Raw genomic sequence first — 25,459 nt, forward strand, 5'->3', positions numbered from 1 at the left:
CGGGGCGTCCGCATCAGGCGAGCAGGGCCTCGATGACGCCGGTGTGGGCGTCCTTCAGCTCGGCCAGCGTGACGGTGAACTGCCCCTGGACGTCCAGCGCATCGCCGTCGACCACGCCGATCCGGGTGGCCGGCAGGCCGCGGGCGGTGCACATGTCGTTGAACCGGAGCTCCTCGCTGCGCGGCACCGCGACGACGGCGCGTCCGGCCGACTCGGAGAACAGGAACACGAACGGGTCCTGGCCCTCGGGCACGATGATCCGGGCACCGTGGCCGCCCTTGAGGCAGCTCTCCACCAGGGCCTGGCCCAGGCCGCCGTCGGAGAGGTCGTGCGCGGCGTCGATCATGCCGTCGCGCGAGGCGGCGATCAGGATGTCGCCGAGCAGGCGCTCGCGCTCCAGGTCGACCTTGGGCGGCAGGCCGCCCAGGTGCTCGTGGACCGCCTGCGACCAGGCCGAGCCGCCCAGCTCGTCCTCGGTGTCGCCGAGCAGGTAGAGCAGCTGCCCCTCCTCGGCGAAGGCCACCGGGGTACGGCGGGTGACGTCGTCGATGACGCCGAGCACCGCGACCACGGGGGTCGGGTGGATGGCGGTCTCGCCGGTCTGGTTGTAGAGCGAGACGTTGCCGCCGGTCACCGGGGTGCCGAGGGTCAGGCAGGCGTCGGCCAGGCCGCGGGTGGCCTCGGCGAACTGCCACATCACGTCCGGGTCCTCGGGGGAGCCGAAGTTGAGGCAGTCGGAGACGGCGAGCGGCTTGGCACCGCCGGCCGCGACGTTCCGGTACGCCTCGGCGAGGGCCAGCTGGGCGCCGGTGTACGGGTCCAGCTTGGTGAAGCGGCCGTTGCCGTCGGTGGCGACCGAGACGCCGAGGTTGCTCTCCTCGTCGATCCGGATCATGCCCGAGTCCTCGCCGACCGAGAGCACGGTGTTGCCGAGCACGTAGCGGTCGTACTGGTCGGTGATCCAGGACTTGGAGGCCTGGTTCGGGTGCGAGGCGACCTTCAGCAGGTCGGCCCTGAGGCCCTCGCCGGTGGTCGGGCGGGCCAGCCGGTCGCCGGTCGGGGCGTCGGCCTGCAGCGCGTCCTGCCAGCTCGGGCGGGCGTACGGGCGCTCGTAGGTCGGGCCCTCGTGGGCGACGGTGCGCGGCGGCACGTCGACGACGAGCTCGCCGTGCCAGAAGATCTCCAGGCGCTCGCCGTCGGTCACCTCACCGATGACGGTGGCGATGACGTCCCACTTCTCGCAGATCTCCAGGAAGCGGTCGACCTTGCCGGGCTCGACGATGGCGCACATGCGCTCCTGCGACTCGCTCATGAGGATCTCCTCGGGCGAGAGCGTGTGGTCGCGCAGCGGCACGGTGTCGAGCTCGATCCGCATACCGCCGGAACCGGCCGAGGCCAGCTCGCTGGTGGCGCAGGACAGGCCGGCGCCGCCGAGGTCCTGGATGCCCTTGACGAGCTTCTCCCGGAAGATCTCCAGGGTGCACTCGATCAGGAGCTTCTCCTGGAACGGGTCGCCGACCTGGACGGCCGGGCGCTTGGCCGGGCCGGTGGCGTCGAAGGTCTCGGAGGCGAGCACCGAGACACCGCCGATGCCGTCGCCGCCGGTCCGGGCCCCGTACAGGATGACCTTGTTGCCGGCGCCGGAGGCCTGCGCGAGGTGGATGTCCTCGTGCTTCATGACGCCCACGCAGAGGGCGTTGACCAGCGGGTTGCCCTGGTAGCAGGAGTCGAAGACGACCTCGCCGCCGATGTTCGGCAGGCCCAGGCAGTTGCCGTAGCCGCCGATGCCCGCGACGATCCCGGGCAGCACGCGCCGGGTGTCCGGGTGGTCGGCCGCGCCGAACCGCAGCGGGTCCATCACGGCGACCGGGCGGGCGCCCATCGCCAGGATGTCGCGCACGATGCCGCCGATACCGGTGGCCGCGCCCTGGTAGGGCTCGATGTACGACGGGTGGTTGTGCGACTCCACCTTGAAGGTGACCGCGTAGCCCTGGCCGACGTCGACCACACCGGCGTTCTCGCCGATGCCGACGAGCATCGCGTCGGTCTCCGGCTTCTTGTCGCCGAACTGCTTCAGGTGGACCTTGGAGCTCTTGTACGAACAGTGCTCGGACCACATGACCGAGTACATGGCGAGTTCCGCGCCGGTCGGACGGCGGCCGAGAATCTCCCGGATCCGCGCGTACTCGTCCTCCTTGAGGCCGAGTTCGGCCCAGGGCTGACCGGCGTCCGGGGTCTGCTCGGCGTTCTTGACGGTGTCGAGGCTCATCAGGCGTTCACCAGCTGCTTCAGGACGGAAGTGAAGAAGCCCAGGCCCTCGGTGGTGGGACCGGTGAGCGGCTCCACGGCGTGCTCGGGGTGCGGCATCAGGCCGACGACATTGCCGGCGGCGTTGCTGATGCCCGCGATGTCGCGGTACGAACCGTTGGGGTTGAGGTCCAGGTAACGGGCTACCACCCGGCCCTCCGCCTCCAGTTCGTCGAGGACGTGCGCGTCGGCGACGAAGCGGCCCTCACCGTTCTTCAGCGGCACGACGATTTCCTGGCCGACCGAGTAATCCCGGGTCCAGGCAGTGCCGTTGTTCTCGATCCGCAGCTTCTGGTCGCGGCAGACGAAGTGCAGCGAGTCGTTGCGGGTGAGGGCGCCCGGCAGCAGGTGCGATTCGCAGAGCACCTGGAAGCCGTTGCAGATACCGAGGACGGGCATTCCCAGCTTCGCCTGCTCGATGACGGTGTCCATCACGGGCGAGAAGCGGGAGATCGCACCGCAGCGCAGATAGTCGCCGTAACTGAATCCGCCCGGCAGGACGACCGCGTCGACCTGGTGGAGATCCTTGTCACGGTGCCAGAGCGCGACCGGCTCGGCGCCGGCCAGGCGGACCGCACGCTGGGCGTCGCGGTCGTCGAGGGAGCCGGGGAAAGTGACGACGCCGACGCGGGTGGTCACTTCGCCTCCTCCTCGACCCGGACTGTGTAGTCCTCGATCACGGTGTTGGCGAGAAAGGTCTCGGCGGCTTCGCGGATACGGGCGAGCGCGGCGTCGTCGACCGGGCCCTCCAGCTCCAGCTCGAAACGCTTGCCCTGGCGGACGTCGGCGATCCCGGTGAATCCGAGACGGGGCAGTGCGCGCTGCACCGCCTGTCCCTGGGGGTCGAGGATCTCCGGCTTGAGCATGACGTCGACTACGACGCGTGCCACTGGCACTCCCGGTGGTGTCTTCGTGAGGCGGGGGAACTCCAGACTACCGGGGGTTTCGGGCGGGATTGCTGGCCGGGGAGGGCGACGCGCGTAGACCCGGGACCCTTACGCGGCAAGGGCTCCGACCGCCGGGCACCCCCCGCACACCGTCCCATTTCGCCGGATTCCCGGACCCCAGCGAGAACACCCGAAGAGCACGCGAATACCGCCACTCCGGGACAGATCCCCCAGCCGAGTGCACGGGTATCCGACGTGACGACGAAGACACGTGAATATCCGGAAAAGAAAGCCGGACTCTTCGATTTCTCCCCGCTTCGGGTGCAGAATAGGGCCACCTGCTGCGGCAAGTGCTGCGTATCCGGCATGCCATCGGGCCTGCCCGTATGCGCTTGCGCTAGCGGTGCACATCAGGCCCCGGAGCGCACCCGCGCCCTGCCGGCCGAATTGCCCGAGAGGATTGACACCCATGGCTCAGCGTGTAGTTGTCACGCTCTCCGACGACCTGGACGGCGGCTCCGCCGCGGAAACCGTCCACTTCGGCGTCGACGGGAAGTCGTACGAGATCGATTTGTCCGTGGACAACGCGGAAAAGCTGCGGGAGGCCCTCGCCCCGTTCGTCGCGGCCGGCCGCCGCCAGAGCCGTACCGGGAAGTCCTTCCGGCGCACCGCGCTCACCCCGGACCCCGCCGCCGTCCGTGCCTGGGCCCAGTCCCGCGGCATGGAGCTGCCGGCCCGCGGCCGCATCCCGAAGCACGTGTACGAGGCGTTCGCCGAGGCGAACTGACCACCGCGGCACCCGGTCGTCCCGCCCGGCCCCAAAGGGCGGGACGACCACCCCGACGGATGCTGTAGAGTATTCCTCGTCGCCGCAACGGAGAGATCCGGAGAGGCGGCCGGTGCCCCACCAGGCACCGTGCGGACGTGGCTCAGTTGGTAGAGCATCACCTTGCCAAGGTGAGGGTCGCGAGTTCGAATCTCGTCGTCCGCTCGCAGTGCGCGAGCACAGCACAACTCAATATCTCCATCATGCGGACGTGGCTCAGTTGGTAGAGCATCACCTTGCCAAGGTGAGGGTCGCGAGTTCGAATCTCGTCGTCCGCTCCAGTACGAAGGGTCCTCTCGGTCGAGAGGGCCCTTCGGCGTTCCCGGCATTCCCCGGTCCGCTTCCGGGGCACCCGCGCTCCGGCCGATGACATTTGTCATGGCCGACCCGTGGATCCGCACCCCGTTCCGGTGAGGCCGTGCACTGCCTGCGGCGCCCCGGCGACGGGAGGCTTGGAGCATGGAAACCAGCCAGCCCGTCCACGGCGAGCACGTGATCGAGGTCACCGACCTCCACCGTCACTACGGCACCGGAAGCTCCCGCTACCACGCGGTCCGCGGCGTCGACCTGACCGTCGGCCGCGGCGAGCTGTTCGCCCTGCTGGGTACCAACGGGGCCGGCAAGACCTCCACCATGGAGCTGATCGAGGGGCTCGCCGCCCCGAGCGACGGCAGCGTCCGGGTGCTCGGCCACGACCCGCACCGCGAGCGGGACGCCGTCCGGCCCCGGATCGGCATCATGCTCCAGGAGGGCGGCTTCCCCGGCGACCTCACCGTCGCCGAGACCGGCCGGTCCTGGGCCGGGATGACCAGCAACGCCCGCCCGCTGGACGAGGCGCTGGACCTGGTCGACCTCACCCACCGCCGCAACGTCCGGGTCAAGCAGCTCTCCGGCGGCGAGCGCCGCCGGCTCGACCTGGCGATGGCCCTGCTCGGCCGGCCCGAGGTGCTCTTCCTGGACGAGCCGAGCACCGGCCTCGACCCGGAGGCCCGGGTCGCCGTCTGGCGGCTGGTCCGCGAGCTGCGCGCCCAGGGCACCACGGTGCTGCTCACCACGCACTACCTGGAGGAGGCCGAGGAGCTGGCCGACCGGCTGGCGATCATGCACGGCGGCCAGGTGGTCACCACCGGCACGGTGGCCGAGGTGATCGCCGGGCGGCCCTCCCGGATCTCCTTCGAGCTCCCCGAGTACTCCGGCACCTCCCTGCCGCAGCTGGCCGGTGCCACCCTGGCCGCCGACGGCCGGAAGATCACCGTCCAGACCCCGCGCCTCCAGGCGACCCTCACCGACCTGCTCGGCTGGGCCAACCACCACGGCATCGAGCTGGGCGCGCTCGACGCCCGCAGCGCCTCCCTGGAGGAGGCCTTCCTCGCCATCGCCTCCGAGGCCGCCCACCGGCCCCCGGCCGACACCCCCGCCGCCCCCTCCGCCCGCCGCCGCCTGATGGGACTCGCCCGATGACCACCGCCACCGTCCCCGCCACCGCCGCCGGCCCCCGGAGCACCGTCACCCGGCGGCTGCTGGCCCTCGGCCGGGCCGAGGGCGTCCTGCTGCTGCGCAACCGGACCGCCCTGTTCACCGCCCTGCTGCTGCCCCTGCTGCTGATCGGCGGGCTGAAGAGCGTGCTCGACCAGCAGGCCGAGACCACCCCCGGCCTCGACGTCGACTCGCTGCTGGTCAACGGCGCCGTCGGGATGGTGCTGGCCTTCGTCGTCTACTACAACCTGACCGCCGCCTACGTGGCCCGCCGCGGCGAGCTGGTGCTCAAGCGGCTGCGCACCGGCGAGGCCCGGGACATCGAGATCCTGGCCGGCACCGCCGTCCCCTCCGTCGCCCTGGCGCTGCTGATGTGCACGGTGGTCGGCATCGCCGGCGCCTCGGTGCTGAAGCTCACCGCGCCGGTCAACCCGCTGCTGCTGCTCGTCGGCCTGGTCCTGGCCGTCGGCACCCTGATGGCCCTGGCCGCCGTCTCCAGCGCCTTCACCAAGACCGTGGAGAGCGCCGGCATCACCACCATGCCGGTCCTGATGCTCTCCCAGTTCGGCTCCGGCCTGTTCTTCCCGCTGGAGGTCATGCCCGACCGGGTCGCCGACATCTGCCGGCTGCTGCCCACCACCCCGGCCTTCCAGCTGATCCGGGTCGGCTGGTTCGGCACCGACGGCTCGGCCGCCGCCACCGGCTTCGCCGGCACCTGGTCCACCGCCGCCCCGCACCTGATCACCGGCTCGGTCTGGCTCGCCCTCGCCGCCTGGGGCGCCGTCCGGTACTTCCGCTGGGAGCCGCGCCGCTGAGCGGCGGGTGCCCGGAAGCGAAGGCCCGCTCCCCGCTCCACCTCTGATAAGAAGGCAGCAGCACGATCATGGTCGGACGGGGAGGGGAACAGATGGACGTCGTGAACCCGGTGCGCAGGTGGCGGGGCCTCGGCAAGCCCCAGCGCTCCGAGCTCTACCTCCGCTGGTCGCTCTACCTGATGGCGCTCGCCCCGCTGCCGGCCGCCCTGCTGAGCAGCGTCTCCGCCGCCCCGGAGAGCCGGGAGTACCCGGCCTCCGTCCAGGTCAGCCTGGTCATCGGCCTCGCCCTGATCCTGGTGACCCTCCGCGCCTACCGCACCTCGCTGGACCACTACCTGAAGCGGCCCGGCGACCACCCCCGCTGGCTCCTGATCACCGGGGGCGTCACGGTGGCCGGCTCCTGGGCCGTCATGCTGATCGGCCCCCGGACCGGCGACGGCACGGAGAGCGTGCCGTTCACCGCCTCCATCGTGGTCGCCATGCTCTTCTCCTCCTTCGGCCCGGCCGCCGTGGGACTGCCGCCGCGCACCGCGGCCCTCGCCGGACTCGCCGCGCTCCTGGCCGTCGCCCCCGCGCTCATGCTGGCCGGCGTGGACCTGGCGACCACCTGCGGGATGCTGGTGTTCACCGCGGCCACCATGGTCTTCATGGGCTGCAGCTGCCGCAGCTTCGCCTGGCTGCAGTCGGTGGTCTGGGAGCTGGACACCGCCCGCGAGGCCCAGGCCCGGCTGGCCGTCGCCGAGGAGCGGCTGCGGTTCTCCCGCGACCTGCACGACGTGATGGGCCGCAACCTCACCACCATCGCGCTGAAGAGCGAGCTGGCCGTCCAGCTGGCCCGGCGCGGCCGCCCGGAGGCCGCCGCCCAGATGGCCGAGGTGCAGAAGATCGCCCAGGAGTCCCAGCGCGAGGTCCGGGACGTGATCCGCGGCTACCGCACGGCGGACCTGCACGCGGAGGCGATCGGCGCCCGCGCGGTGCTCCGCGCGGCCGACGTGGCCTGCGAGATCGACCTCGGCGAGCACGCCCACGAGCTGCCGGCCGCGGTCCAGTCGGTGCTCGGCTGGGTGATCCGCGAGGCCACCACCAACGTGCTGCGGCACAGCGAGGCGGCCAGCTGCTCGATCCGGCTGCGCCGGGAGGACCACCGGGCGGTGCTGGAGCTGGAGAATGACGGGGTGCCGGCCGTCCCGCTGCCCTCCCAGGGCAGCGGCACCGGGCTGCGCGGCCTGCGCGAGCGGCTCGCCGCCCACGACGGCGAGCTGACCCTGCCGGACGCCGGACCGGGCGGCTTCCGGCTGCTCGCCAGCGTCCCGATCTGAACCGCTCCCCCCGGAGGGCACCACCGATGACCGACACCGCGCCCGTCCGCGTCCTGCTCGCCGACGACGAGCACCTGATCAGGGGGGCGCTGGCCGCGCTGCTCGCGCTGGAGGAGGACATCACGGTGGTCGCCCAGGCCGCCTCCGGTCCGGAGGCGGTGGCGATGGCCGAGGCGCACCGGCCGGACGTCGCGGTGCTCGACCTGCAGATGCCCGGGCTGGACGGCATCGAGGTGGCGACCCGGCTGCGCGCCCTGCTGCCCGACTGCCGCTGCATGATCGTCACCGGCCACGGCCGGCCGGGCTACCTGAAGCGGGCGCTGGAGGTCGGGATCCGGGGCTTCCTGCCGAAGACCGTCTCGGCGGCCGACCTGGCCGGGATCATCCGCACGGTGCGGGCCGGCGGCCGGTACGTGGACCCGGAGCTGGCGGCGGACGCGATCGCCGCCGGGGAGACCCCGCTGACCCCGCGCGAGACGGACGTCCTGGAGCTGGCCGCCGACGGCACCCCGATCGCGGAGATCGCCGTGCGCGCGTCGCTCTCGCAGGGCACCGTCCGCAACTACCTCTCCTCGGCGGCGGCCAAGCTGGGCGCCGAGAACCGCCACGCGGCGGTGCGGATCGCCCGCGAGCACGGCTGGATCTGAGCCGGAGCCGATCAGCCGCGCCCGCGGGCGCCGCAGAGGGTCAGACCCAGCTGAGGCCGGTCAGCCGCTCGTAGGCCTCGACGTACTTGGCGCTGACCTTCGCGACCACCTCGGCGGGCAGCTGCGGCGGCGGCTGCTCGCTCTTCCGGTCCCAGCCGGAGGCCGGGGAGGTCAGCCAGTCGCGGATGATCTGCTTGTCGTAGGAGGGCTGGGCGTGGCCCGGCTCCCACCGGTCGGCCGGCCAGAACCGCGAGGAGTCCGGGGTGAGCACCTCGTCACCGATCACCAGCTCGCCGTCGAGCAGCCCGAACTCGAACTTGGTGTCGGCCAGGATGATGCCGCGCTCGCGGGCGATGTCCCGGGCCCGGGAGTAGACGGCCAGCGTGGTCTGCCGCAGCTGGGCGGCCAGCTCCGCGCCGATCCGGCGGGCGGTCTCCTCGTAGGGGACGTTCTCGTCGTGCTCGCCGACCTCGGCCTTGAGCGCCGGGGTGTAGATCGGGGCGGGCAGCTCCGAGCCGTCCACCAGGCCCTCGGGCAGGGCGATCCCGCAGACCGTGCGGGAGTCGCGGTACTCCTCCAGGCCGGAGCCGGCCAGGTAGCCGCGGGCCACGCACTCGACCGGGACCATGTCCAGGCTGCGGCAGATCAGCGTCCGGCCCTTCCAGTCGGCGGGGGCGCCGGCCGGGACGTCGGTGGAGATCACGTGGTTGGGCACCAGGTCGGCGATCCGGTCGAACCACCACAGCGAGAGCTGGGTCAGGATGCGGCCCTTGTCCGGGATCTCGTTGGGCAGCACCCAGTCGTAGGCCGAGGTGCGGTCGCTGGCGACCATCACCAGCTCGCCGGACTCGGCCCGGTAGAGGTCGCGCACCTTGCCGGTGTGCAGGTGGACCAGGCCGGGCACCTGGACCGGCTCGGGCTTGGTGACAAATCCGCTCAAGGTCGTCTCAGTCCTCAGGGGTCGTTCGCGGGCGTGGGGCGCGAAAGGGGAGGTCACTGGGGTCGAGTCTGTCACGACCGCCCGCGCGGCCCCCTGCCCGGGCGGCTCAGCCGTTCTTGCAGAGACGGTCGAGCAGGTTGGCGGTGGCCCGCTGGATCCGCTCGTCGGTGAGCCCGGGGCGGTCGAGGGCGGGCGACCAGGCGAAGGTGCCGGAGGCGAAGACGTACGCGCCGCTGGGGGCCCGGTAGAGCGAGGTCTCCTGGTAGCGCGTCCGGCCCGCCGGGTCCCGGTACGGGGAGTGCGAGAGCAGCACCCGGTCGGTGTGCGCGGGCAGCGCGACCTTGGGGTAGTAGCGGTCGGCCTCGCCGGCCACCAGTCCGGGCAGCTGGTCGCCCTCCTGGACGCCGGTGCCGTCCCAGAGCCAGTGGCCGGTGTGCCGGGCGACCAGCGGGACGGGCGCGGCGACCCGGCCGGAGTACTGCAGGCCGAGCAGGTGCTGCTCGGGCTCGCCCGCGTCGCGCCAGAGGGCGCTGGCCGCGCCGGGCACCCCGGTGGCCGGGCTGCCGGGCTGGACCTTCTGCCGCTTGCGGCAGTTGAGCAGCCGGTTGGGCTCGCCGGAGGGCGCCGCGCTCAGCTCGACCCGCCAGTACATGGTGTTGGCGGAGAGGAACACCAGCGAGGTGCCGCCGTCCCTGGCCCGTTCGGCGGCCCGGCGCATCGGCTCGGACCAGTACTCGTCGTGGCCGGGGAAGACCAGTGCCTTGTGCCGGGAGGGGTCCACCAGACCGGCGTGCAGGTCGGTGGCGGTGGCGTAGGAGAGGTCGTAGCCGTACCGCTCGGCCCAGCGGATGAAGTCGTAGGCGTGGCCGACGTGCAGCGGCAGGCCGGCGGTGGCGTGCGGGCGGTCGAAGGAGACGGTGACGGCCGCCTCGGGCTCGCCGACCAGCCCGCCCCCGTCGTCCCAGGCGTGGTAGAGGCTGGCGCCGCTGCGGCCGTCCTCGGGGAACAGGTTGTACGCCTGCCAGGTCACGTCGGGGACCACCAGCAGCAGTTCGGCGGCGCCCGTCCGGTCCTCGAAGTCCCGGACCGTGAAGGGGATGTGGCTGCGGTGCAGCATGTCGGCGGTGGTGAGCACGGCGACGTAGGCGCCGGGCCGCCAGTGGGCCGGGATCTGCAGCCGCCAGGTGTGCCACCAGTGGTGGCAGGAGACGGTCCGGCCGGCGACCAGCGGGGCGGGCTGGACCATGCCCGCGATCAGCGGACTGGAGGTCATGTGGTGGGCGCCGTCCCCGGCGTAGTGGCCGATCCGGTAGACGTCGACGGTGAACTCGCGGGGCGGGTTGACGGTGACCCGGAAGTCCACCGAGCCCCCGGGGCGGACCACGCCGGCCGAGGCGAAGCCCTTGATCTGCTGGTCCCCGTCGTTGGAGCTGAGCGGGGTGCCGACCGGCGGCTTGCCGCGGAGGCCGGCGGACAGCGGCCGCTGCCCGGGGGCGTCCACCGACACGTACCAGGGGACGGCGCCCTCGGCGCCCGCGAGGTACTGCTCCGGGCTGCGCAGCCAGGGCAGCGGGCCCTGGCCGAAGGGGTCGGCGACGCTGTGCGCGTGCGTCCCGGACTCCCAGCGGCGGTTGAGTTCCGTCCCCACGCGCCCCTCCCAGGTGCACCTCCGCCGGTTGGCATGTGCCTCCCGGATGTGCGTGCGGTCTAATACACCACACAGTGCTGGCGCTGCGTCACCCTACGGTAGCAACTAGTGGTGATGAATCTCCCGGCCGGCCGCCGGAGGGCCTCCGGCCTGCGAAGACCCGGGGCGGCCGACCGGGCCGGGGGCGCTCACCCCGGGGGCACGCGCCCCCGGGTCCCGGCCTCAGAGCCGGACGGGCTTCTCCAGCCGGACGCCCGCGGCGTCCAGCCAGGCCCGCAGCGGACCGTCCTGGCCCTGCTCGACGGCCTGCGCGACCGGCTCGGCCAGGTCGGTGCGGCGGACCCCGCCGAGCTGCAGCACCGGACCGTCCAGCCAGTCCAGTCCGGGCACGGCCCCGGCGGTGTCCACGGAGGCGCAGCAGACCATCGCGGTGACGTGGTCGACCAGCACGTCCCGCCCGCTGCGGACGGGTTCGAGCAGCGGTGCGGGGGCGGCCGTGCGGGCCAGCTGGGCGGTCAGCGCGGCGGCCAGCCGCTCGCCGTCGCCCTCCGCGAGCCGGACCAGCAGCCGGGTCAGCGTCGGGGCGCCGGGACGGGCCTGCGGGGCGAGCCGGTCCAGCGCGGACTGCAGGTCGGCGGCCCGGGCGCGCCAGCCGGCGTCCACCACGTCGGCCGGGTAGTCGGCCCACTCCAGCTCGCGCCAGGCACCGGAGGCGGGCCGGCCGAAGAACAGCTCGGCGGCGAGCCGGGAGACCGCCGCGTCCACCGTGCCCGGCTCCTCCAGCAGGTCGCAGGCGGGCCGGTCGCCGAGCCTGCTGCCGTAGCCGTCGGCCAGCCGGTCGCGCCGGGACAGCTCGGTGAGTGCGGCGACCACGCCCGCGTTGAGGTGGGCGGGGTGCCGGCCGAGCCGCCAGGCGGGCAGGGCGACCCGGGTGAGCAGCCGGTCCCAGCCCGCGTAGGCGAGGCCGACCTGCTCCTGGGCGGCGATCCGCAGGCCGTAGTCGACGCCGCGGGCCTGCTCGGAGGCCCAGCCGGCGACGGCCCGCTCCAGCTCGGCGGCGTGGCCGCGGCAGGCGCCGAGCAGTCGGCGGGTGATCCGGTCGGTGAGCGCGGCCGGGCCGCGGCGGGCCGGGCGGGGGCCGTCCGGCACCGGGGCGCAGGCCGGGCCGGAGGCCGGAGCGGTGTCCAGGCTGGCGTCCAGGGCGCGCAGGAAGCGGCGGGCGGCGGCGATCTCGGGGTCGGCGGCGGGCGAGGTGCCGGCCACCACCGGGGCCAGCAGGGCGCGCAGCTCGCCGGCCCGCATCCACCAGAGGAACGGCGAGCCGATCACCAGGACCGGCGCGGGCTGCTCGTGGCCGGCCCGGCGGGACCGGCGGCCGCCCGGGCGGGGCGTCCGGACGTCCTCCAGCCAGCTGTCGCAGTCCGGGGTGAGCGCGATGGCGGAGGGCGCGGGGACCTCCAGCCGGTCGGCCAGCTCGTCGATCAGCCGGTACAGCTCGGGCGCCTGCCTCCGGTCGAGCGGGACGGCAGGGATCTGCGGCGGCACGGCCCTGCGGTAGGTCCGGGCGGCCAGCCCGGCCACCAGCAGGGTGAGCGCGGCGACCGCGCAGAGCACCCAGCGGGCGGCGTCCCAGCCGGCGGCGTCCGGGGACCCGGGGGCGCCTAGCCGGCCGGTGAACCGGCCCGCGAGCAGCACCGCCGCGACGGCGGCGGGCAGCGCGGCGGCCGCCAGGGCGAGACCTCGGATCCGCAGGACGGCCTGGGCGTGAGCGCGCGCGGTGTCGACAACGGCCATACGGTGCGGCACCCCCTTCGGAGTCCTCGGGTGCCCCGTGAACGGGAGCCCGAGCCGACTCGAAACGATCAGTTCCGACCGGGGCACGGTGACGTCCGATCCCCGGTAGTGCATGCTGCGTGGCGCTTCTGACATTCTCGACGCCCGTGTCCGGGTGGGTGTTCCGGATCCTCCCGGTTTCCACTCGTCCCGGTGACGCAGTCCGGATTCCGGACGGCGTCACCCGGGCGTCGTGCGAAGCGCCCCGGGCCTCGACCCGGCCGGACGCCGTCCAGCATCTCCCCGCGCGACCACCGCTACCCGGCGGCGACCAGGAGCGGTGCGGCCCGGGCGCTGCGATCCAGCGCACCATAAGGCCGGGCGCCCGGTTGCGTCAGCCGGATGCGGCCGCTGTCACTCGATGGGCTGGATTCCGGCCGCCGAACGGTGCGCCGGCCACCGGAACCACTCCGGCCCCTCCCACCCCCGAAACGCCGGTCGGTGCTGCGGCCATGGGGGTTGTCCGGCGGCCCTTCCCCCGGCCTTCCGGCCTCCCCCGGAGGCGCACCTCCCCCTGTCCCCCGCCGTCCCGCCGGGACCCGCCGGGACCGGGGAACGCCTGGGCCCCCGGCGGTCGCTCGCCGGGGGCCCAGGGGGGTGCGGAGGGGGGAAGGCGTCAGCCCGCGGCCTTCAGCGCGATGTCGGTCCGGTGCTGACCGCCCTTGAGCGAGATCCGGTCGAGCGCCCGGTACGCCCGGTCCCGCGCCTCGGCGAGGCCGGTACCGGTGGCGGTGACGGACAGGACCCGGCCGCCCGCGCTGAGCACGCGGCCGTCCTCGTCCAGCCTGGTCCCCGCGTGCAGCACGTACGCGGTGCCGTCGGCGGCCTCCGCCTCGGCCAGGCCCTCGATCGGGTCGCCGGTGCGCGGCGCCTCCGGGTAGCCCTCGGAGGCGATCACCACGGTGACCGCGGCGCCCTCGTCCCAGCGCAGCGGCTCCAGCTGGTCCAGCGTGCCGGTGGCCGAGGCGTGCAGGACGTCCGCCAGCGGGGTGCGGAGCCGGGCCAGCACGACCTGGGTCTCCGGGTCGCCGAAGCGGGCGTTGAACTCGATCACCCGGGTGCCGCGCGAGGTCAGCGCCAGGCCGGCGTAGAGCAGGCCGGAGAACGGGGTGCCCCGGCGGCGCAGCTCGTCCACGGTCGGCTGCAGGACGGTCTCCAGGACCTCCTCGACCAGGCCCTCGGGGGCCCACGGCAGCGGCGAGTAGGCACCCATGCCGCCGGTGTTGGGACCCTCGTCACCGTCCAGCGCGCGCTTGAAGTCCTGCGCCGGCTGGAGCGGCACGACGGTGGTGCCGTCGGTGATCGCGAAGAGCGAGACCTCGGGGCCGTCCAGGTACTCCTCGATGACCACCCGCTCGCAGGCGGCGGCGTGGACCAGCGCGGCCTCGCGGTCGGAGGTGACCACGACGCCCTTGCCGGCGGCCAGGCCGTCGTCCTTCACCACGTAGGGCGCGCCGAAGGCGTCCAGCGCCTCGGCCGCCTCCTCCGCGGTGGTGCAGACGTAGGAGCGGGCGGTGGGCACGCCGGCGCCGGCCATCACGTCCTTGGCGAAGGCCTTGGAGCCCTCCAGTCGGGCGGCCTCCGCGGACGGGCCGAAGACCGGGATGCCGGCCGCGCGCACGGCGTCGGAGACGCCCGCGACGAGCGGGGCCTCCGGGCCGACCACGACCAGGTCGGAGCCGAGCCGCCGGGCGAGCGCCGCGACCTGCGCGCCGTCCAGCTGGTCGACCGGGTGGACCGTCGCCACCTGCGCGATCCCGGCGTTGCCCGGGGCACAGTGCAGCTCGGTCACGGCGGGATCTTGGGACAGAGAGCGGCACAGGGCGTGTTCGCGGGCGCCGCCGCCGATGACGAGGACCTTCACGCTGCGCAAGGGTAGCCGGTGGCCGGTTCGGGCCGCTCTCCGGTCCCGTCCGAAGGCACGACCGGAGGGTGCCGGTACACGCACGGCCTCGGAGGATCCTCCAGGATCCGGCCCCGGTCATGAGCCCGGGGTGTCCGGGTCAGGACAGCGGGTCACCGGCGCCTCGCTCGGACGGGTGAAATCTCGCCGCCCGCCGCAACCCTCCCACCTCGGTATCAGGTGGCCGAATCCGGTAACGATCATTGGCGAAGCGCCCACACGGTCAGCCATTTGGCGGTAAGAAGTGCTGTTGGACCACCACCGGCAGCCGGCCGGTACCGCCGCTCCGGGGCACCCGATCCCGCCCCGGACCGACCCGTGTCCGACGCGTCGCCCGGTGTTCCACCGGCCGTCAGGCCGATGACACGTCAGGCGGCACACAGTCAGACCCAGCAGTCCGCCCGCCACAGGGAGCCCCACAGGTGAGCCAGCCGGAAATGCAGCCCGAGGAGAGTGCCTGGGGCAAGGAGATCGGCGAGGAGGACCCGCCGACCGCGACCGTCGCGCGCCACGCCTCCACGCGCCGCCGGTCCGATCTGAGCACCCGCCAGTTCCCCCTCGGGGACTGGGGCGAGCCCGCCGAGCGGCTGGAGGAGCTCTACCGCTGGTCCGAGGAGCGGGCGGTCGAGGCGATCGAGTGGTACCGCAAGGACCGCGTCTGGAAGCGCCGTTGGGCCCGGGTGCTGCGGTTCGGCACGGCCGGGTTCGCGATCGGCGGGGTGACCGCCCCGCTGGTCGACCTGACCGGGTCGGTCGCGCACGCCACCAGCTGGGGGTACGTCGGGCTGTCGCTGGCCGCCGCCTGCTACGGGGCCGACCGGGTGTTCGGCCTGACCTCCGGCTGGATGCGGGACGTGTCCACCGCCCAGGCGCTGCAGCGCCGCCTGGAGGCCTTCCAGTTCGACTGGGCGTCGGAGTGCGTGCGGGAGGTGCTCGGTCCGACCGAGGGCACCGCGGGCGAGGCCGCCGAGCGCTGCCTCGGCGTGCTGCGGCGGTTCTGCGAGGACATCTCGGACATGGTCCGCACCGAGACCTCGGAGTGGATGCTGGAGTTCCGGGCCGGGATGACCCAGCTCCCCACCCAGGCCGCCGGCAGCTGGGGCGGGCGCACCGAGCCGGGCATCGGCGCCCAGGTACGGGTGCTGCCGCCGCCGGGCACCCGGCCGACCATGCCGCGCCAGCGCCCGCCGGAGGGCCCGCTGCGGTGACGGACCCGTGGGCCGGTCGGCCGCGGGTCCGGCGGGCGGGACCGGACGGGACCTGACCGACGGGACCTGACGGGCTCCGGGGGGCAGTTCCCCGGGCTCCGGCGGCTCCACGGACCGGCGGGCCGGGCGGGCTCCGCCGAAGGGCGCCACGGGTCCGCCGCGGGCCACGGCCGCGCGCCGCGACCGGGAGGCCGGCGGGCGCCCCCGCAGCGTCCCGTCAGGCGAAGACGATCATCGAGCCCTGGTGCAGGCTGCGGGCCGCCGCCGCGTACAGGCCCGCCCAGGCGTGCCGTTCCCGGGCGAACGGGTGCAGGTCGTCCAGCGGCGGGCCGAACGGCTGCTCCAGGCCGGTCGGGCCGAGCGGCCGGGTCGGGGCCGGCGGGTCGAGCGGGTCGATGCCCAGCGCCGGGGCGACGGCCTGGAGCTCCCGCAGCAGCCCGTGGCTGGAGCCGAGCGGGCCCCCGGAGGCGAGCAGCGCCTCGTCCACCAGCGGGACGGCGAACTCGATCGGCACGTACGCGCCTGCGTGGTCGAAGTGCCAGACCAGGTGCGACTGCTCGGCGCTGCTCTCGAACATCTCCAGCAGCTGCTCGTAGTCGCCGCCGAGCTCGTCGACCGGCGTGATGTCCAGACCGGTCAGGCCCAGCAGGTAGGCCCGGCGCAGGAAGTGCAGCGAGTCGTAGTCGAAGGCGGCTATCGGCTCGACCGCTCCGCTGAGACCGGGCACGTACTGGTACACCGGCACCTCGGGCAGGCCGTACGAGGCCAGCACGTGGTTGTAGAGCGCGAGGTCGTCCCGGAAGGGGTTGTCGGGACTGTGGCTCAGCACGTCCACCAGCGGGACGAGCCAGAGGTCGCAGGCCATGGGCCGGCTCTTCCTCTCCGGGCGTCGGGAGCCGACCGCGCGGGGCGGCGGACGGCGGAAGGGCGGGTCGCCACCCGGGCGGTCGGTACGGGGACCGGCCGGGGCGAACGACCGCCCACCCTACCGGCCCGGCGCGCGATGCGGACCTGGCCGCCCCTCCGGCAGCTGGCCGGGCGGCGGTTCGGGCAGCCGGCGGCCGAAGCGGACGTACGGAACGGAGCGGGGCTGCGGCACCAGGCCGAGGCCCAGGCCGAGTTCGCGGCCCAGCTCCCGGCCCAGCTCGTGCTCCCGGCTCCGGGCGCCGCCGGCCGGCCGGGACGGGCCGGCGCCGCGGACCGCCTCGCCCGGACGGGCCGCGGCGCCGTCGTGCGCCACCCCGTCCGGCCCCGCCCCGCCGCCGGGCGGGAGCTCCGCCGGTACGGCGCCCCCGGGCCCGTCCGGGGCCCCCGGGAGGCCCGCGCCGACGCCGACGGGCGGGTCCCCGCCGGGACCGGCGGCACCGGGCGCGCGGCCGTCCGGCGGGCCGTCCCCGACCTCCCTCGGCCGCCCGGCCAGCAGGGCCAGCACGCCCACCGACTCGACCGGCTGCCCGGTCAGCCCGGCCAGCAGCCGGACGGTGAAGAGGTTGTACTCGCAGACGATCCGGTGCGCGCCCGCCAGGTCCCGGGCCTCGATCGCGTCCACCAGCTCGACGTGGCTGTCCCAGCAGACCCCGGCCAGCTCGGACGTCGCCCGCAGGTGCGGCGCGGCGAACATCCAGGACTGCACCCGCAGCCAGTCCAGGTAGTCGGCGATCCGGCGGTTGCCGAGCAGCCCGGAGACCTCCTGCCAGAACCGGCGGTCGCACCCCACCATCACGTCCAGGTTCCCGGCCCTGGCCGCCCGCACCGCCGCGTCCGCCCGGCGGCGCAGCGAGGGCAGCCGGCTCTCGTCCACCGGGCCGGGGCGCGCGGCCAGCTGGCGGAAGTAGCTGTCGGTGATCAGCACCCGGGACTCGAAGATCTCCAGGAAGTCGGCCCAGCCGAACTCGGGCACCGTGAAGCCGCGGTGGTGCTCGGCCCGGAGCAGCCCCTGCGCGGACAGGTCGACCAGCGCCTCCCTGGCCGGGGTGGCGGAGACCCCGTACAGCTCGGCGATCTCCTTGACGGTGAAGTTGCGCCCGGCCTCCAGCCGACCGGCCATCATCTCCTCGCGGAGCGCACCGGCGATCTGCTCGCGCAGGCTGTTCCGCTGGATCACGGTGCGGGCGTCGCCTGGGCCGGTGCCGAACACGCGCGCGACCTCCTCGGCGGGCTGGACGGCCTGACGGGGACAGACCGGCGGTGGAACAGCTGGTAACACGACGAAGGCTCATCTTCTCAAAAAGGACACCGACGTGTACAAGCCCCCCATACGCCGGGCGCGCCCCGTACGCGCCCCCGGCCCCCGGAAAGGGGCCGGGAGGCCGGTCCTACCGCTGGACGGGCGCCGGGATCCCGAGCAGCCGGTCCCGGTGCACCGGGAACTCGGCGCGCGCCTCGGCGACCTCCGCCGGGTCGAACTCCACGGTCAGCACCTCCTCCCCCGCCCCCGCCTCGGCCAGCACCCGGCCCCACGGGTCCACCACGATGCTGTGGCCCGCCTGCTCGACCCCGCCGTGCGTCCCCGCCGTGTTGCAGGCCAGCACGAACGTCTGCTCCTCCACCGCACGGGCCCGGTTCAGCAGCGTCCAGTGCTCCCGCCGCCGGGCCGGCCACGCCGCCGGGATCACCAGCAGCTGCGCACCCGCGTCCAGCAGCGCCCGGAACAGCTCCGGGAAGCGCAGGTCGTAGCAGGTCGCCAGGCCCAGCGTGCCGACGTCCGTCGCCGCGGTGACGATCTCCTGACCGGCCCCCATCACCACCGCCTCGCCGCTGTCGAAGCCGAAGCGGTGGATCTTGCGGTAGGTGTGCACCAGCTCGCCGTCCGGGGCGAACAGCAGCGAGGTGTTGTAGATCGGCCCGTCCGGATCGCGCTCGACGATCGAACCGGCGTGCAGCCAGACACCGGCCGCCTTCGCGGCCGCCGCCATCGCGTCCGAGGTCGGCCCGTCCAGGGCCTCCGCGCCGTCCGACCAGAGGTCGTAGGCGAAGCCGCCGAGCGGCCACAGCTCCGGCAGGACGACCAGGTCGGCCCCCTGCTGGGCCCGGACCAGCGCGGCCGCGCGGGCCCGCCGCTCGGCGGGCGGCTCGGCGTCGGTCACCGCGAGTTGGATCAATGAAGCGCGCACAGTACCACCGTCCACGGCAAGAGTCCTACGATCGTCACCCGAAAGCGCTGCCCTGCTCTCACCGGGCAGCGTAACGTGCGGTTAGCGTGTGCGCCCGGAAGCCGGACCTTCCCGGCCACCCGAACCCTGGGCGCGCGTGGCAAGGCAGCTGACGGAGGGCCGGAGATTCCCGTGACGGACAACCAGACCGTGCAGGCGTACACCGACGCGTGGACGCAGTCCATCGAGGCGATATCCGAGCTGGTGAGCCCGCTGCCGGAGGGATCCTGGAACCGGGCCACCGAATGCCCCGGCTGGTCCGTCCGCGACATCGTCTCGCACGTCATCGCCGTCGAGTCCGAGCTGCTCGGCGACCCCCGTCCGATCCACTCGCTCCCCCGTGACCTCCGCCACGTCACCACCGAGTACGCCCGCTACATCGAACTGCCGGTCGACAAGCGCCGCTGCCACACCGCGCTGGAGATGACCAGCGAGCTGGAGTACACGATCATCCGCCGCTCCCGCGCGCTGCGGAACGCCAGGCAGACCCCCACCGAGCGGGTCCGCCGGCCGGGCGGCCCGCACCGCGGCGAGGTGCCGTACCACGAGCTGCTCCGCCTGCGGGCCTTCGACGTCTGGGTGCACGAGCAGGACCTCCGGCGCGCCCTCGGCCTGCCCGGCGACCTGGACTCCCCCGCCGCGCTGATCGCCCGCGACGTCCTGCTGGAGGCCCTGCCGACGGCGGTCGCCCACCAGGCGGGCGCCCCGGCCGGCACCGCCCTGGTCGTCGACGTCACCGGCCGCGTCGAGTTCCTCCGCACCGTGCGGGTCGACTCCGCCGGCCGCGGCAGCGTCGACGAGTCCATCAGCCTGGCCCCGGACGTGCAGCTCACCCTCGACTGGGAGACCTACGTCCGCCTCGCCTGCGGCCGCGGCCGCCCCGGCCCGGTCGCCGTCGAGGGCGACAAGGAGCTCGCCGACCGCGTCCTCGCCAACTTCGCCGTCACCCCGTAGTCCCGCCGTCACCCGCCCGGCGTACACGCACCGTGTGCGCCGGGCCCGCGCGCCTCGTGCTCCCGTCCGTCACCTTGGCACCAGTACCGCGTGCGTTCGGCCTCGTTGTTCCGGTCAACCGACAACCGGAAGAAGGAGGGCGTCCGGATGGACGACGAACAGGCGGGGACCGGGATGGTGCTGGTGCGGTCGAGCTTCCCGGTCACGGGACAGCCGGTCAGGGTCGTGATGATCGACGGAGAGCCGTGGTTCGTCACGGCGGACGTGTGCCGGATCCTCGGACGGGGCAATCCGAGCGATGCCGTGAAGGTGCTGGAACCGCACCAGCACCGAACCATCGACCTGCGGACGGTAACCCTTGTTCGGAACAAGGGTTACCGCATTTCCGCAGGTCAGAAACCCTACAGGCAAGGAAATCCGCTCATCGGAGTCGTCAGTGAGGCCGGGCTCTACGGGCTTCTCATGAGGTCCGACAAGAGTTCGGCCCGTTCGTTCCGAGCCTGGGTCGCCGAAGACCTGCTCCCCTCCGTCCGCCGGGGGGACACCGACGTCCCCGCGCAGCAGCGGCGGATGGCGGAGACCCTGGGCGAGGCGATCGGGCGGCAGGTGTACGTGGTCGCCGAGATCGAGCACGAGGACTGGCCGGGACTGGTCGTCCGCTCGGACGGTACGGTCCACTGCCGGCACGGGGAGATGCTCCTCCGCCTGCCCGGCGCCGAGGACGACAGCGGGCCGCCCTTCGGCGCGCACTTCGCCTGCCCCGGAGGGGAGCGGGTCGGTATCCGGGGCAGCCGGGTGGTCCCGGGCTGTCCGAGGCTGGGGCTGGCGGACCTGATCCGCCTGCGGGGCCCGGTCCGGACGGAGCCCGTCATCGCACCGCAGCCTGATCAGGGACTCATGTACGCGGAGGTCGACCGCGGCCGGATCAACCGCGTCCACGGCTCACCCTCGCAGATAGCCGAGCTGATGCGCGAACACGGGCAGTGACCCGACCGGCATTCGGGTGCTGCCCCGGCCCAGTCGGGAGTAGCGCCCGAATACCCTTGCCCATGGCTGGGCCAATCGCGTTTCCGCAGGTCGGAAACCCTACGCCGCCGCTGTCGCCAGCTTCCGGCGGAGGCGCAGGATCATCAGCGTGCCGACCGCGAGGGGCACGTACTGCCAGCAGAACGCCCAGCGGAAGGCCGTCGCGGAGTAGGTGTCGGCGCCGGCGGGGCTGAGGGTGTCCAGCAGGACGCCGATGCCGAGGAGCGTGATCATCGTGCCGATGAAACCGCCCATGTTGACGATGCCGGAGGCGGTGCCGAGGCGTTCGACGGGGTTGCGGGCGCGGGCGTAGTCGAGACCGACCAGGGAGGCCGGTCCGTTGGTGCCCATCACCAGGATGACCGCGACCAGCAGCCAGAGCGGCGGGTGGCCGCCGGGCCAGGCGAGGACGGCGGCCCAGAGGACGGCGGTGGCACCGATGGCGGTGAAGACGATCGGCAGCCGGGCCCGGGCGGTGCGGGAGAGCAGCCGGCCGAAGAGGAAGGCGAAGCTCATGTTGGCGAGCACCAGCACGGTGAGCAGGCCGCCGGCCTCGGCGCGGGACATGCCCTGCGCCTCGACCAGGTAGGGCAGGCCCCAGAGCAGGCCGAAGGCGTTGCCGGGGAACTGGGTGGTGAAGTGGATCCAGAGCCCGAGCCGGGTGCCCGGCTCCTGCCAGGCCTCCCGGACCTGCCGCCGGACGCCTGGCCGGATCCCGGCGGACCCGGCCGGCGCAGCGGGAACAGCCGTCGGCCCGGCGGTGCCCGGCGCCTCCCGGAGGAAGAGCGCGACCAGCGCGAAGACCGCGATGCCGAGCAGGGCGATGGCGGTGAAGGTGGGCGTCCAGCCCCGGCTGTGCAGGGCCTGGGCGAGGACCACGGTGGTGACGAGGTTGCCGCCCATCCCGGCGAGGCCGGTCAGCTGGGCGACGAACGGGTTCTTGGCGGCCGGGAACCAGCGGGCGGCGATCCGCAGCACGCTGATGAAGGTCATCGCGTCGCCGCAGCCCAGCACCGCGCGGGAGGCGAGTGCGGGGGCGAAGGCGTCGGAGAAGGCGAAGGCGAGCTGTCCGGTGCTGAGCAGCAGGACGCCGAGCAGCAGCACCCGGCGCGGTCCGAACCGGTCGACCAGCAGGCCGACGGGTATCTGCATGGCCGCGTAGACCAGCACCTGGAGGATCGAGAAGGTGGAGAGCGCGGAGGCGCCGATGCCGAAGCGGTCGGCGGCGTCCAGTCCGGCCACGCCGAGGCTGGTGCGGTGGATGACGGCGAGGACGTAGACGCTGACGCCGATGGACCAGGCCAGCCAGGCGGCCCGGCCGCCCGGCGGGTGGGCGGCGGAGGCGGCCGGGAGCGCGGTCGCGGGTACGGCCGGGGCCGCTGCTGCGACCGGGGGCGCGGACGCGGCGGCGGTGGCGCGGGGAGCGGCGGTTGGCAGGGGGCGGGCTGAACTGGCGGGCTCCACGGTCATAGTGGGCCCAGCGTAGTCATCCCATCATTGGACGCCCAGACCGGGGTGATCGAGGACGGGCACGAACCATCCTGATCCGGCCACTCCCGTCCGGCCCTCCCGCCCGCCGCCCGCCCGGCACCGCGCCACCCTGCGGCGGCGGCCGTCACACCCGCCCGGCCGCCCTCACCCGACCACCGTCCAGGAGACCGACCGGGTCATGTACCGGTCCCGGAAGGCCTCGTCGCGGACCCAGTCGGTGGTGTCCCGGACGGTGGCGGTGACGGTGGCGCTGTGCCCGGGTTCCAGCGCGAGCGGCGCCGTGTCGAACCAGCTGCGGTCGGGCGACTGCGGCTCCACCGCCACGCCGTCCACCGTCCAGTCGACCCGCAGCTGCCTGGTCCCGGTCAGCGGCAGCGGCCTGACGTCCAGCCGGGGCCGGCCGGTGACGTCGCCGGGAGGCGGCACCGGGGCGTCCGTCGGCCGGATCCGGCGGTAGATCTCCTCGATGATCGCCTCCCGCGAGGGCAGGTTGTACGCGCCGCCGAGGGTCCGCATCACCGAGTCCGGCGTGGGCCGGTAGACGCCGTTGGCGCTGCGGTACGCCCCGATCGTGCCGGCGCCGTCCGGGGACTCGGCGCCGAGCCAGCGCCACCACTTGACCTGCTTGCGGCGCATCTCGTCGGCGTTCTCGGCGGAGAGGTTGGGGTAGTCGGCGTCGTCCGGCGCGCTGTCGTACTCGTCGCCGAGGTCGCCGACGGTGTGCCCTATCTCGTGCTGGATGATCCGGCCCGCGTCCGGGCTGCCGCCGGCCAGCGTGGTCACCCCGGTGCCGCCGGCGCCGCCGTACTCGCCGGAGTTGGCGAGCGCGATCAGGTACTGCGGGCCGTCGCCCCGGCCGGCGAGGCGGGCGGTGGCGTCCTCGTCGGCGCAGAGCAGCCGGGCGGTGCCCTCGCACCAGAAGTGCATGCCGAGCGGGGTCTCGGCCCGGCGGCCCCGGTTCTCGGTCTCGGCGATGCCGGAGACCGGGGAGACGACCTCGACCCGCCTTATGTTGAAGTACCCCTGGTAGCTGCGGAACGGCTCGATCTCCATCAGCGCGTGCCAGGCCCGGTCGGCCTGTTCGCGGAACAGCTCCTGTTCCTCCGTGGTGTAGCCGTCGCCGAGCAGGACGAGGGTGATCCGGTTGGCGGGGTCGCCGGTCCGCCGTATGTCGACGGTCGGCGCGGTGCCGGCGGCGCGCGCGTCGGCCCGGAGCGCGGTGTGCGGCGGTACCGCCCGGTCTGCGGGGGCGCCGGGCCCGATCACCCCGAACGGTGAGGGGCCGACGAGTTCCAGCGCGGCCGGGAGCACCGCGGTGGACACCAGCACGAGCGCGGCCAGACTCCGGACGATCCTGCCAGGGTTGCCAGGCGGCATACGGGTGCGTCCTCGACGTTCCGGTCACCCGGCGTCGCCCGGGTGGTGGACGCGAAGACGTACCCGGACCGGCGTGTCGGCCTCACCGATCGGCGAAAATGTCACCGAGCTGGCCGAACGACAAGGACCTCACCAGTCATACCTATGAGTCCTGTCAGGTGGATGATCACCACTGGCCGTGACCTCAGCGGCCCCGGCCCGGCCGCAGCTCCAGCACCAGGTGGGTGGCGAGGCCGAACAGCAGCCCCCAGAACGCCGAGCCGATGCCGTACAGGCTCATCCCGGAGGCGGTGGCCAGGAAGGTCACCACCGCCGCGTCCCGGCCCCGCTCCTCGGCGACCGCCGCGGCCAGGCTGCCCTGCAGCGAGGCCAGCAGCGCGACCCCGGCGATCACCGCGACCAGCTCCGTCGGCAGCCCGGTGAACAGACTCACCAGGACGCCGCCGAAGCTTCCCACCAACAGGTAGAGCACGCCCGCCGACATCCCGGCCACATAACGACGGCGGGGGTCGGGATGGCTCTCCGGGCCCGCGCAGACGGCGGCGGTGATCGCCGCCAGGTTGATGCCGGGTGAGCCGAACGGCGCCAGCAGGACGGAGACCCCACCGGTGGACCCGATCAGCAGCCGGTCGTCCGGCCGGTAGCCGAAGGCCCGCATCACCCCGAGGCCGGGCGCGTTCTGCGAGGCCAGCGCGACGATGGTGAGCGGCAGCGCCAGGCCCACCATCGCCGGGCCGGCGAACGCGGGCACGGTGAGGACCGGCCTGGTCGGCCCGCCCGGGCCGAGCTCCGGCGACAGCCCGACGGTGAGGGCCGCCAGCACCCCGCCGACCAGCAGCGCGGCCGGCACGGCGTACCGCGGGGCCAGCCGCTTGGCGAGCAGGAAGGCCGCGAAGCTGCCGAGCACCAGGGCGGGCGCGCCCTTCACCGCGCCGAAGATCCCGGCGCCGAAGGAGAAGAGGATGCCCGCCAGCATCGCGTTGACGATCCCGGCCGGGACGGCGGCGATCAGCCGGCCGAACAGCCCGGTGACCCCGAAGAGCGCCACCGCCACCCCGCTCACCAGGAACGCGCCGACCGCCTCCCGGTACGGGTAGTCGCCCAGGCTGGTCACCAGCAGGGCGGCGCCGGGGGTCGACCAGGCGGTGATCACCGGCGTCCTGGTCCACCAGCTGAGCAGCAGGCAGGTCAGACCGCTGCCGACGGCCACCGCCCAGATCCAGGAGGCGGTCTGCTCCTGGTCCAGCCGTCCGGCCGCGGCCGCCGCCAGCACCACGACCAGCGGCCCGGAGAACGACACCACGATGCACACCAGTCCGGCCAGCAGCGCGGGACCGGAGGCGTCCCGGCGCAGCGACCGGCGCTCCCCCGGAGGGTCGGTACGACCGTCGGCCGAACGGGCTATCAGCTCCTCTGCCATCCCGGCAGTATCCCGCCCGGGACCGCCCGGCGGGCAGGCCCGGGCGTCCCGGAGAAAACTTCCGCCCCGCCCGCAACCGTTCGCCGGAAGAAGCGTCCATACCTCGCCGCCACCGGCGCGGGCGTCCTGGTCGCCGTGCGCCGGCTGCGTCCCGGCCGGCGCTGACCGGCCGTGCCCGGTGCGCCGGGCACGGAAAGGGCCCTGCCCCCGCACCACGGTGCGGGGGCAGG

21 protein-coding genes and 2 tRNA genes are annotated in these 25,459 nt (G+C 74.0%); 10 read left to right on the forward strand and 13 right to left on the reverse strand.

Going from position 1 to position 25,459, the window contains the following annotated elements; genetic code table 11:
• Positions 1–13: 13 nt before the first annotated feature.
• Genes purL through purS form a run of 3 tightly spaced genes read right to left on the reverse strand, consistent with a single transcriptional unit; the run spans position 14 to position 3,197 of the window.
• Positions 14–2,269: a phosphoribosylformylglycinamidine synthase subunit PurL gene (purL, locus tag OG550_RS18445; RefSeq protein WP_327678933.1), complete on the reverse strand. Its 2,256-nt coding sequence runs from the start codon at positions 2,267–2,269 to the stop codon at positions 14–16.
• Entirely contained in the window at positions 2,269–2,946 is a 678-nt protein-coding gene (purQ, locus tag OG550_RS18450; RefSeq protein ID WP_327678935.1) for a phosphoribosylformylglycinamidine synthase subunit PurQ, read from the reverse strand. The genes purL and purQ overlap by 1 nt, the downstream gene beginning before the upstream one ends.
• The gene (gene purS, locus OG550_RS18455; protein ID WP_327678937.1) at positions 2,943–3,197 is read right to left on the reverse strand and encodes a phosphoribosylformylglycinamidine synthase subunit PurS; all 255 of its coding nucleotides are present in this window, start codon (positions 3,195–3,197) and stop codon (positions 2,943–2,945) included. Before purS ends, purQ begins: the two co-directional genes overlap by 4 nt.
• A gap of 466 nt (positions 3,198–3,663) precedes the next feature.
• On the opposite strand from purS, the gene OG550_RS18460 reads away from it, so the two are divergent.
• The 7 genes from OG550_RS18460 (at position 3,664) to OG550_RS18490 (ending at position 8,277) form a co-directional block, all read left to right on the forward strand.
• Positions 3,664–3,981 carry a histone-like nucleoid-structuring protein Lsr2 gene (locus tag OG550_RS18460; protein WP_327678940.1) on the forward strand — a complete coding sequence of 106 codons (318 nt, stop codon included), beginning with the start codon at positions 3,664–3,666 and terminating at the stop codon, positions 3,979–3,981.
• 131 nt (positions 3,982–4,112) lie between these two features.
• Positions 4,113–4,185, forward strand: a tRNA-Gly gene (locus tag OG550_RS18465).
• Positions 4,186–4,225: 40 nt separating this feature from the next.
• Positions 4,226–4,301, forward strand: a tRNA-Gly gene (locus OG550_RS18470).
• A gap of 178 nt (positions 4,302–4,479) precedes the next feature.
• A complete protein-coding gene (locus tag OG550_RS18475; protein WP_327678942.1) occupies positions 4,480–5,481 on the forward strand; it encodes an ABC transporter ATP-binding protein in 1,002 nt (333 codons plus the stop codon).
• Positions 5,478–6,311, forward strand: a complete 834-nt coding sequence (locus tag OG550_RS18480) for an ABC transporter permease (protein WP_327678944.1) — start codon at positions 5,478–5,480, stop codon at positions 6,309–6,311. The genes OG550_RS18475 and OG550_RS18480 overlap by 4 nt, the downstream gene beginning before the upstream one ends.
• Before the next feature lie 92 nt (positions 6,312–6,403).
• The gene (locus OG550_RS18485; RefSeq protein ID WP_327678946.1) at positions 6,404–7,630 is read left to right on the forward strand and encodes a sensor histidine kinase; all 1,227 of its coding nucleotides are present in this window, start codon (positions 6,404–6,406) and stop codon (positions 7,628–7,630) included.
• Positions 7,631–7,656: 26 nt separating this feature from the next.
• Positions 7,657–8,277: a response regulator transcription factor gene (locus tag OG550_RS18490; RefSeq protein ID WP_327678948.1), complete on the forward strand. Its 621-nt coding sequence runs from the start codon at positions 7,657–7,659 to the stop codon at positions 8,275–8,277.
• A gap of 40 nt (positions 8,278–8,317) precedes the next feature.
• Here OG550_RS18490 and OG550_RS18495 read toward each other — a convergent pair whose 3' ends face one another.
• The 4 genes from OG550_RS18495 to purD all read right to left on the reverse strand — a co-directional run bounded on the left by OG550_RS18495 (position 8,318) and on the right by purD (position 14,562).
• Positions 8,318–9,217 (reverse strand): phosphoribosylaminoimidazolesuccinocarboxamide synthase, encoded by a 900-nt coding sequence (locus OG550_RS18495; RefSeq protein ID WP_327678950.1) that lies wholly within the window; start codon positions 9,215–9,217, stop codon positions 8,318–8,320.
• A 106-nt stretch (positions 9,218–9,323) separates the two neighbouring features.
• Positions 9,324–10,865: a N,N-dimethylformamidase beta subunit family domain-containing protein gene (locus OG550_RS18500; protein ID WP_327678952.1), complete on the reverse strand. Its 1,542-nt coding sequence runs from the start codon at positions 10,863–10,865 to the stop codon at positions 9,324–9,326.
• A 222-nt stretch (positions 10,866–11,087) separates the two neighbouring features.
• On the reverse strand, positions 11,088–12,659 hold the full coding sequence (locus tag OG550_RS18505; protein ID WP_327678954.1) for a hypothetical protein: 1,572 nt from the start codon (positions 12,657–12,659) through the stop codon (positions 11,088–11,090).
• Between the two features lie 655 nt (positions 12,660–13,314).
• Positions 13,315–14,562 carry a phosphoribosylamine--glycine ligase gene (gene purD, locus OG550_RS18510; RefSeq protein ID WP_327678956.1) on the reverse strand — a complete coding sequence of 416 codons (1,248 nt, stop codon included), beginning with the start codon at positions 14,560–14,562 and terminating at the stop codon, positions 13,315–13,317.
• Positions 14,563–15,023: 461 nt separating this feature from the next.
• Between purD and OG550_RS18515 the strand changes: the two genes are divergently transcribed.
• The gene (locus OG550_RS18515) at positions 15,024–15,809 is read left to right on the forward strand and encodes an SLATT domain-containing protein (RefSeq protein WP_327678958.1); all 786 of its coding nucleotides are present in this window, start codon (positions 15,024–15,026) and stop codon (positions 15,807–15,809) included.
• A gap of 217 nt (positions 15,810–16,026) precedes the next feature.
• Here OG550_RS18515 and OG550_RS18520 read toward each other — a convergent pair whose 3' ends face one another.
• The 3 genes from OG550_RS18520 to OG550_RS18530 form a co-directional block, all read right to left on the reverse strand.
• Positions 16,027–16,674, reverse strand: a complete 648-nt coding sequence (locus OG550_RS18520) for a hypothetical protein (RefSeq protein WP_327678959.1) — start codon at positions 16,672–16,674, stop codon at positions 16,027–16,029.
• Positions 16,675–16,794: 120 nt separating this feature from the next.
• The gene (locus tag OG550_RS18525; RefSeq protein WP_327678961.1) at positions 16,795–17,946 is read right to left on the reverse strand and encodes a GntR family transcriptional regulator; all 1,152 of its coding nucleotides are present in this window, start codon (positions 17,944–17,946) and stop codon (positions 16,795–16,797) included.
• Positions 17,947–18,124: 178 nt separating this feature from the next.
• Complete coding sequence (locus OG550_RS18530) at positions 18,125–18,922, reverse strand: carbon-nitrogen family hydrolase (protein WP_327678963.1); 798 nt, start codon at positions 18,920–18,922, stop codon at positions 18,125–18,127.
• 171 nt (positions 18,923–19,093) lie between these two features.
• On the opposite strand from OG550_RS18530, the gene OG550_RS18535 reads away from it, so the two are divergent.
• Both OG550_RS18535 and OG550_RS18540 read left to right on the forward strand, forming a co-directional pair.
• On the forward strand, positions 19,094–19,915 hold the full coding sequence (locus OG550_RS18535) for a maleylpyruvate isomerase family mycothiol-dependent enzyme (RefSeq protein ID WP_327678965.1): 822 nt from the start codon (positions 19,094–19,096) through the stop codon (positions 19,913–19,915).
• A gap of 147 nt (positions 19,916–20,062) precedes the next feature.
• Entirely contained in the window at positions 20,063–20,902 is an 840-nt protein-coding gene (locus OG550_RS18540; RefSeq protein ID WP_327678967.1) for a BRO-N domain-containing protein, read from the forward strand.
• A gap of 99 nt (positions 20,903–21,001) precedes the next feature.
• Here OG550_RS18540 and OG550_RS18545 read toward each other — a convergent pair whose 3' ends face one another.
• The 3 genes from OG550_RS18545 to OG550_RS18555 all read right to left on the reverse strand — a co-directional run bounded on the left by OG550_RS18545 (position 21,002) and on the right by OG550_RS18555 (position 25,229).
• Positions 21,002–22,411 (reverse strand): MFS transporter, encoded by a 1,410-nt coding sequence (locus OG550_RS18545; RefSeq protein WP_327678969.1) that lies wholly within the window; start codon positions 22,409–22,411, stop codon positions 21,002–21,004.
• Between the two features lie 165 nt (positions 22,412–22,576).
• Positions 22,577–23,809: a M64 family metallopeptidase gene (locus OG550_RS18550; protein WP_327678971.1), complete on the reverse strand. Its 1,233-nt coding sequence runs from the start codon at positions 23,807–23,809 to the stop codon at positions 22,577–22,579.
• 184 nt (positions 23,810–23,993) lie between these two features.
• Positions 23,994–25,229, reverse strand: coding sequence for a benzoate/H(+) symporter BenE family transporter (locus OG550_RS18555; RefSeq protein ID WP_327678973.1), 1,236 nt, complete (start codon positions 25,227–25,229; stop codon positions 23,994–23,996).
• Between the last annotated feature and the right edge of the window lie 230 nt (positions 25,230–25,459).

Source organism: Kitasatospora sp. NBC_00458 (genome assembly GCF_036013975.1).
In the GTDB taxonomy this organism is placed as follows: domain Bacteria; phylum Actinomycetota; class Actinomycetes; order Streptomycetales; family Streptomycetaceae; genus Kitasatospora.

Excerpts from the sequence above, each read along its gene's own strand:
- purL (WP_327678933.1), bottom strand. The coding sequence starts at position 2,269 with ATGAGCCTCGACACCGTCAAGAACGCCGAGCAGACCCCGGACGCCGGT.
- OG550_RS18460 (WP_327678940.1), top strand. The coding sequence starts at position 3,664 with ATGGCTCAGCGTGTAGTTGTCACGCTCTCCGACGACCTGGACGGCGGC.
- OG550_RS18475 (WP_327678942.1), top strand. The coding sequence starts at position 4,480 with ATGGAAACCAGCCAGCCCGTCCACGGCGAGCACGTGATCGAGGTCACC.
- OG550_RS18480 (WP_327678944.1), top strand. The coding sequence starts at position 5,478 with ATGACCACCGCCACCGTCCCCGCCACCGCCGCCGGCCCCCGGAGCACC.
- OG550_RS18485 (WP_327678946.1), top strand. The coding sequence starts at position 6,404 with ATGGACGTCGTGAACCCGGTGCGCAGGTGGCGGGGCCTCGGCAAGCCC.
- OG550_RS18490 (WP_327678948.1), top strand. The coding sequence starts at position 7,657 with ATGACCGACACCGCGCCCGTCCGCGTCCTGCTCGCCGACGACGAGCAC.
- OG550_RS18505 (WP_327678954.1), bottom strand. The coding sequence starts at position 12,659 with ATGGCCGTTGTCGACACCGCGCGCGCTCACGCCCAGGCCGTCCTGCGG.
- OG550_RS18520 (WP_327678959.1), bottom strand. The coding sequence starts at position 16,674 with ATGGCCTGCGACCTCTGGCTCGTCCCGCTGGTGGACGTGCTGAGCCAC.
- OG550_RS18540 (WP_327678967.1), top strand. The coding sequence starts at position 20,063 with ATGGACGACGAACAGGCGGGGACCGGGATGGTGCTGGTGCGGTCGAGC.
- OG550_RS18545 (WP_327678969.1), bottom strand. The coding sequence starts at position 22,411 with ATGACCGTGGAGCCCGCCAGTTCAGCCCGCCCCCTGCCAACCGCCGCT.
- OG550_RS18550 (WP_327678971.1), bottom strand. The coding sequence starts at position 23,809 with ATGCCGCCTGGCAACCCTGGCAGGATCGTCCGGAGTCTGGCCGCGCTC.
- OG550_RS18555 (WP_327678973.1), bottom strand. The coding sequence starts at position 25,229 with ATGGCAGAGGAGCTGATAGCCCGTTCGGCCGACGGTCGTACCGACCCT.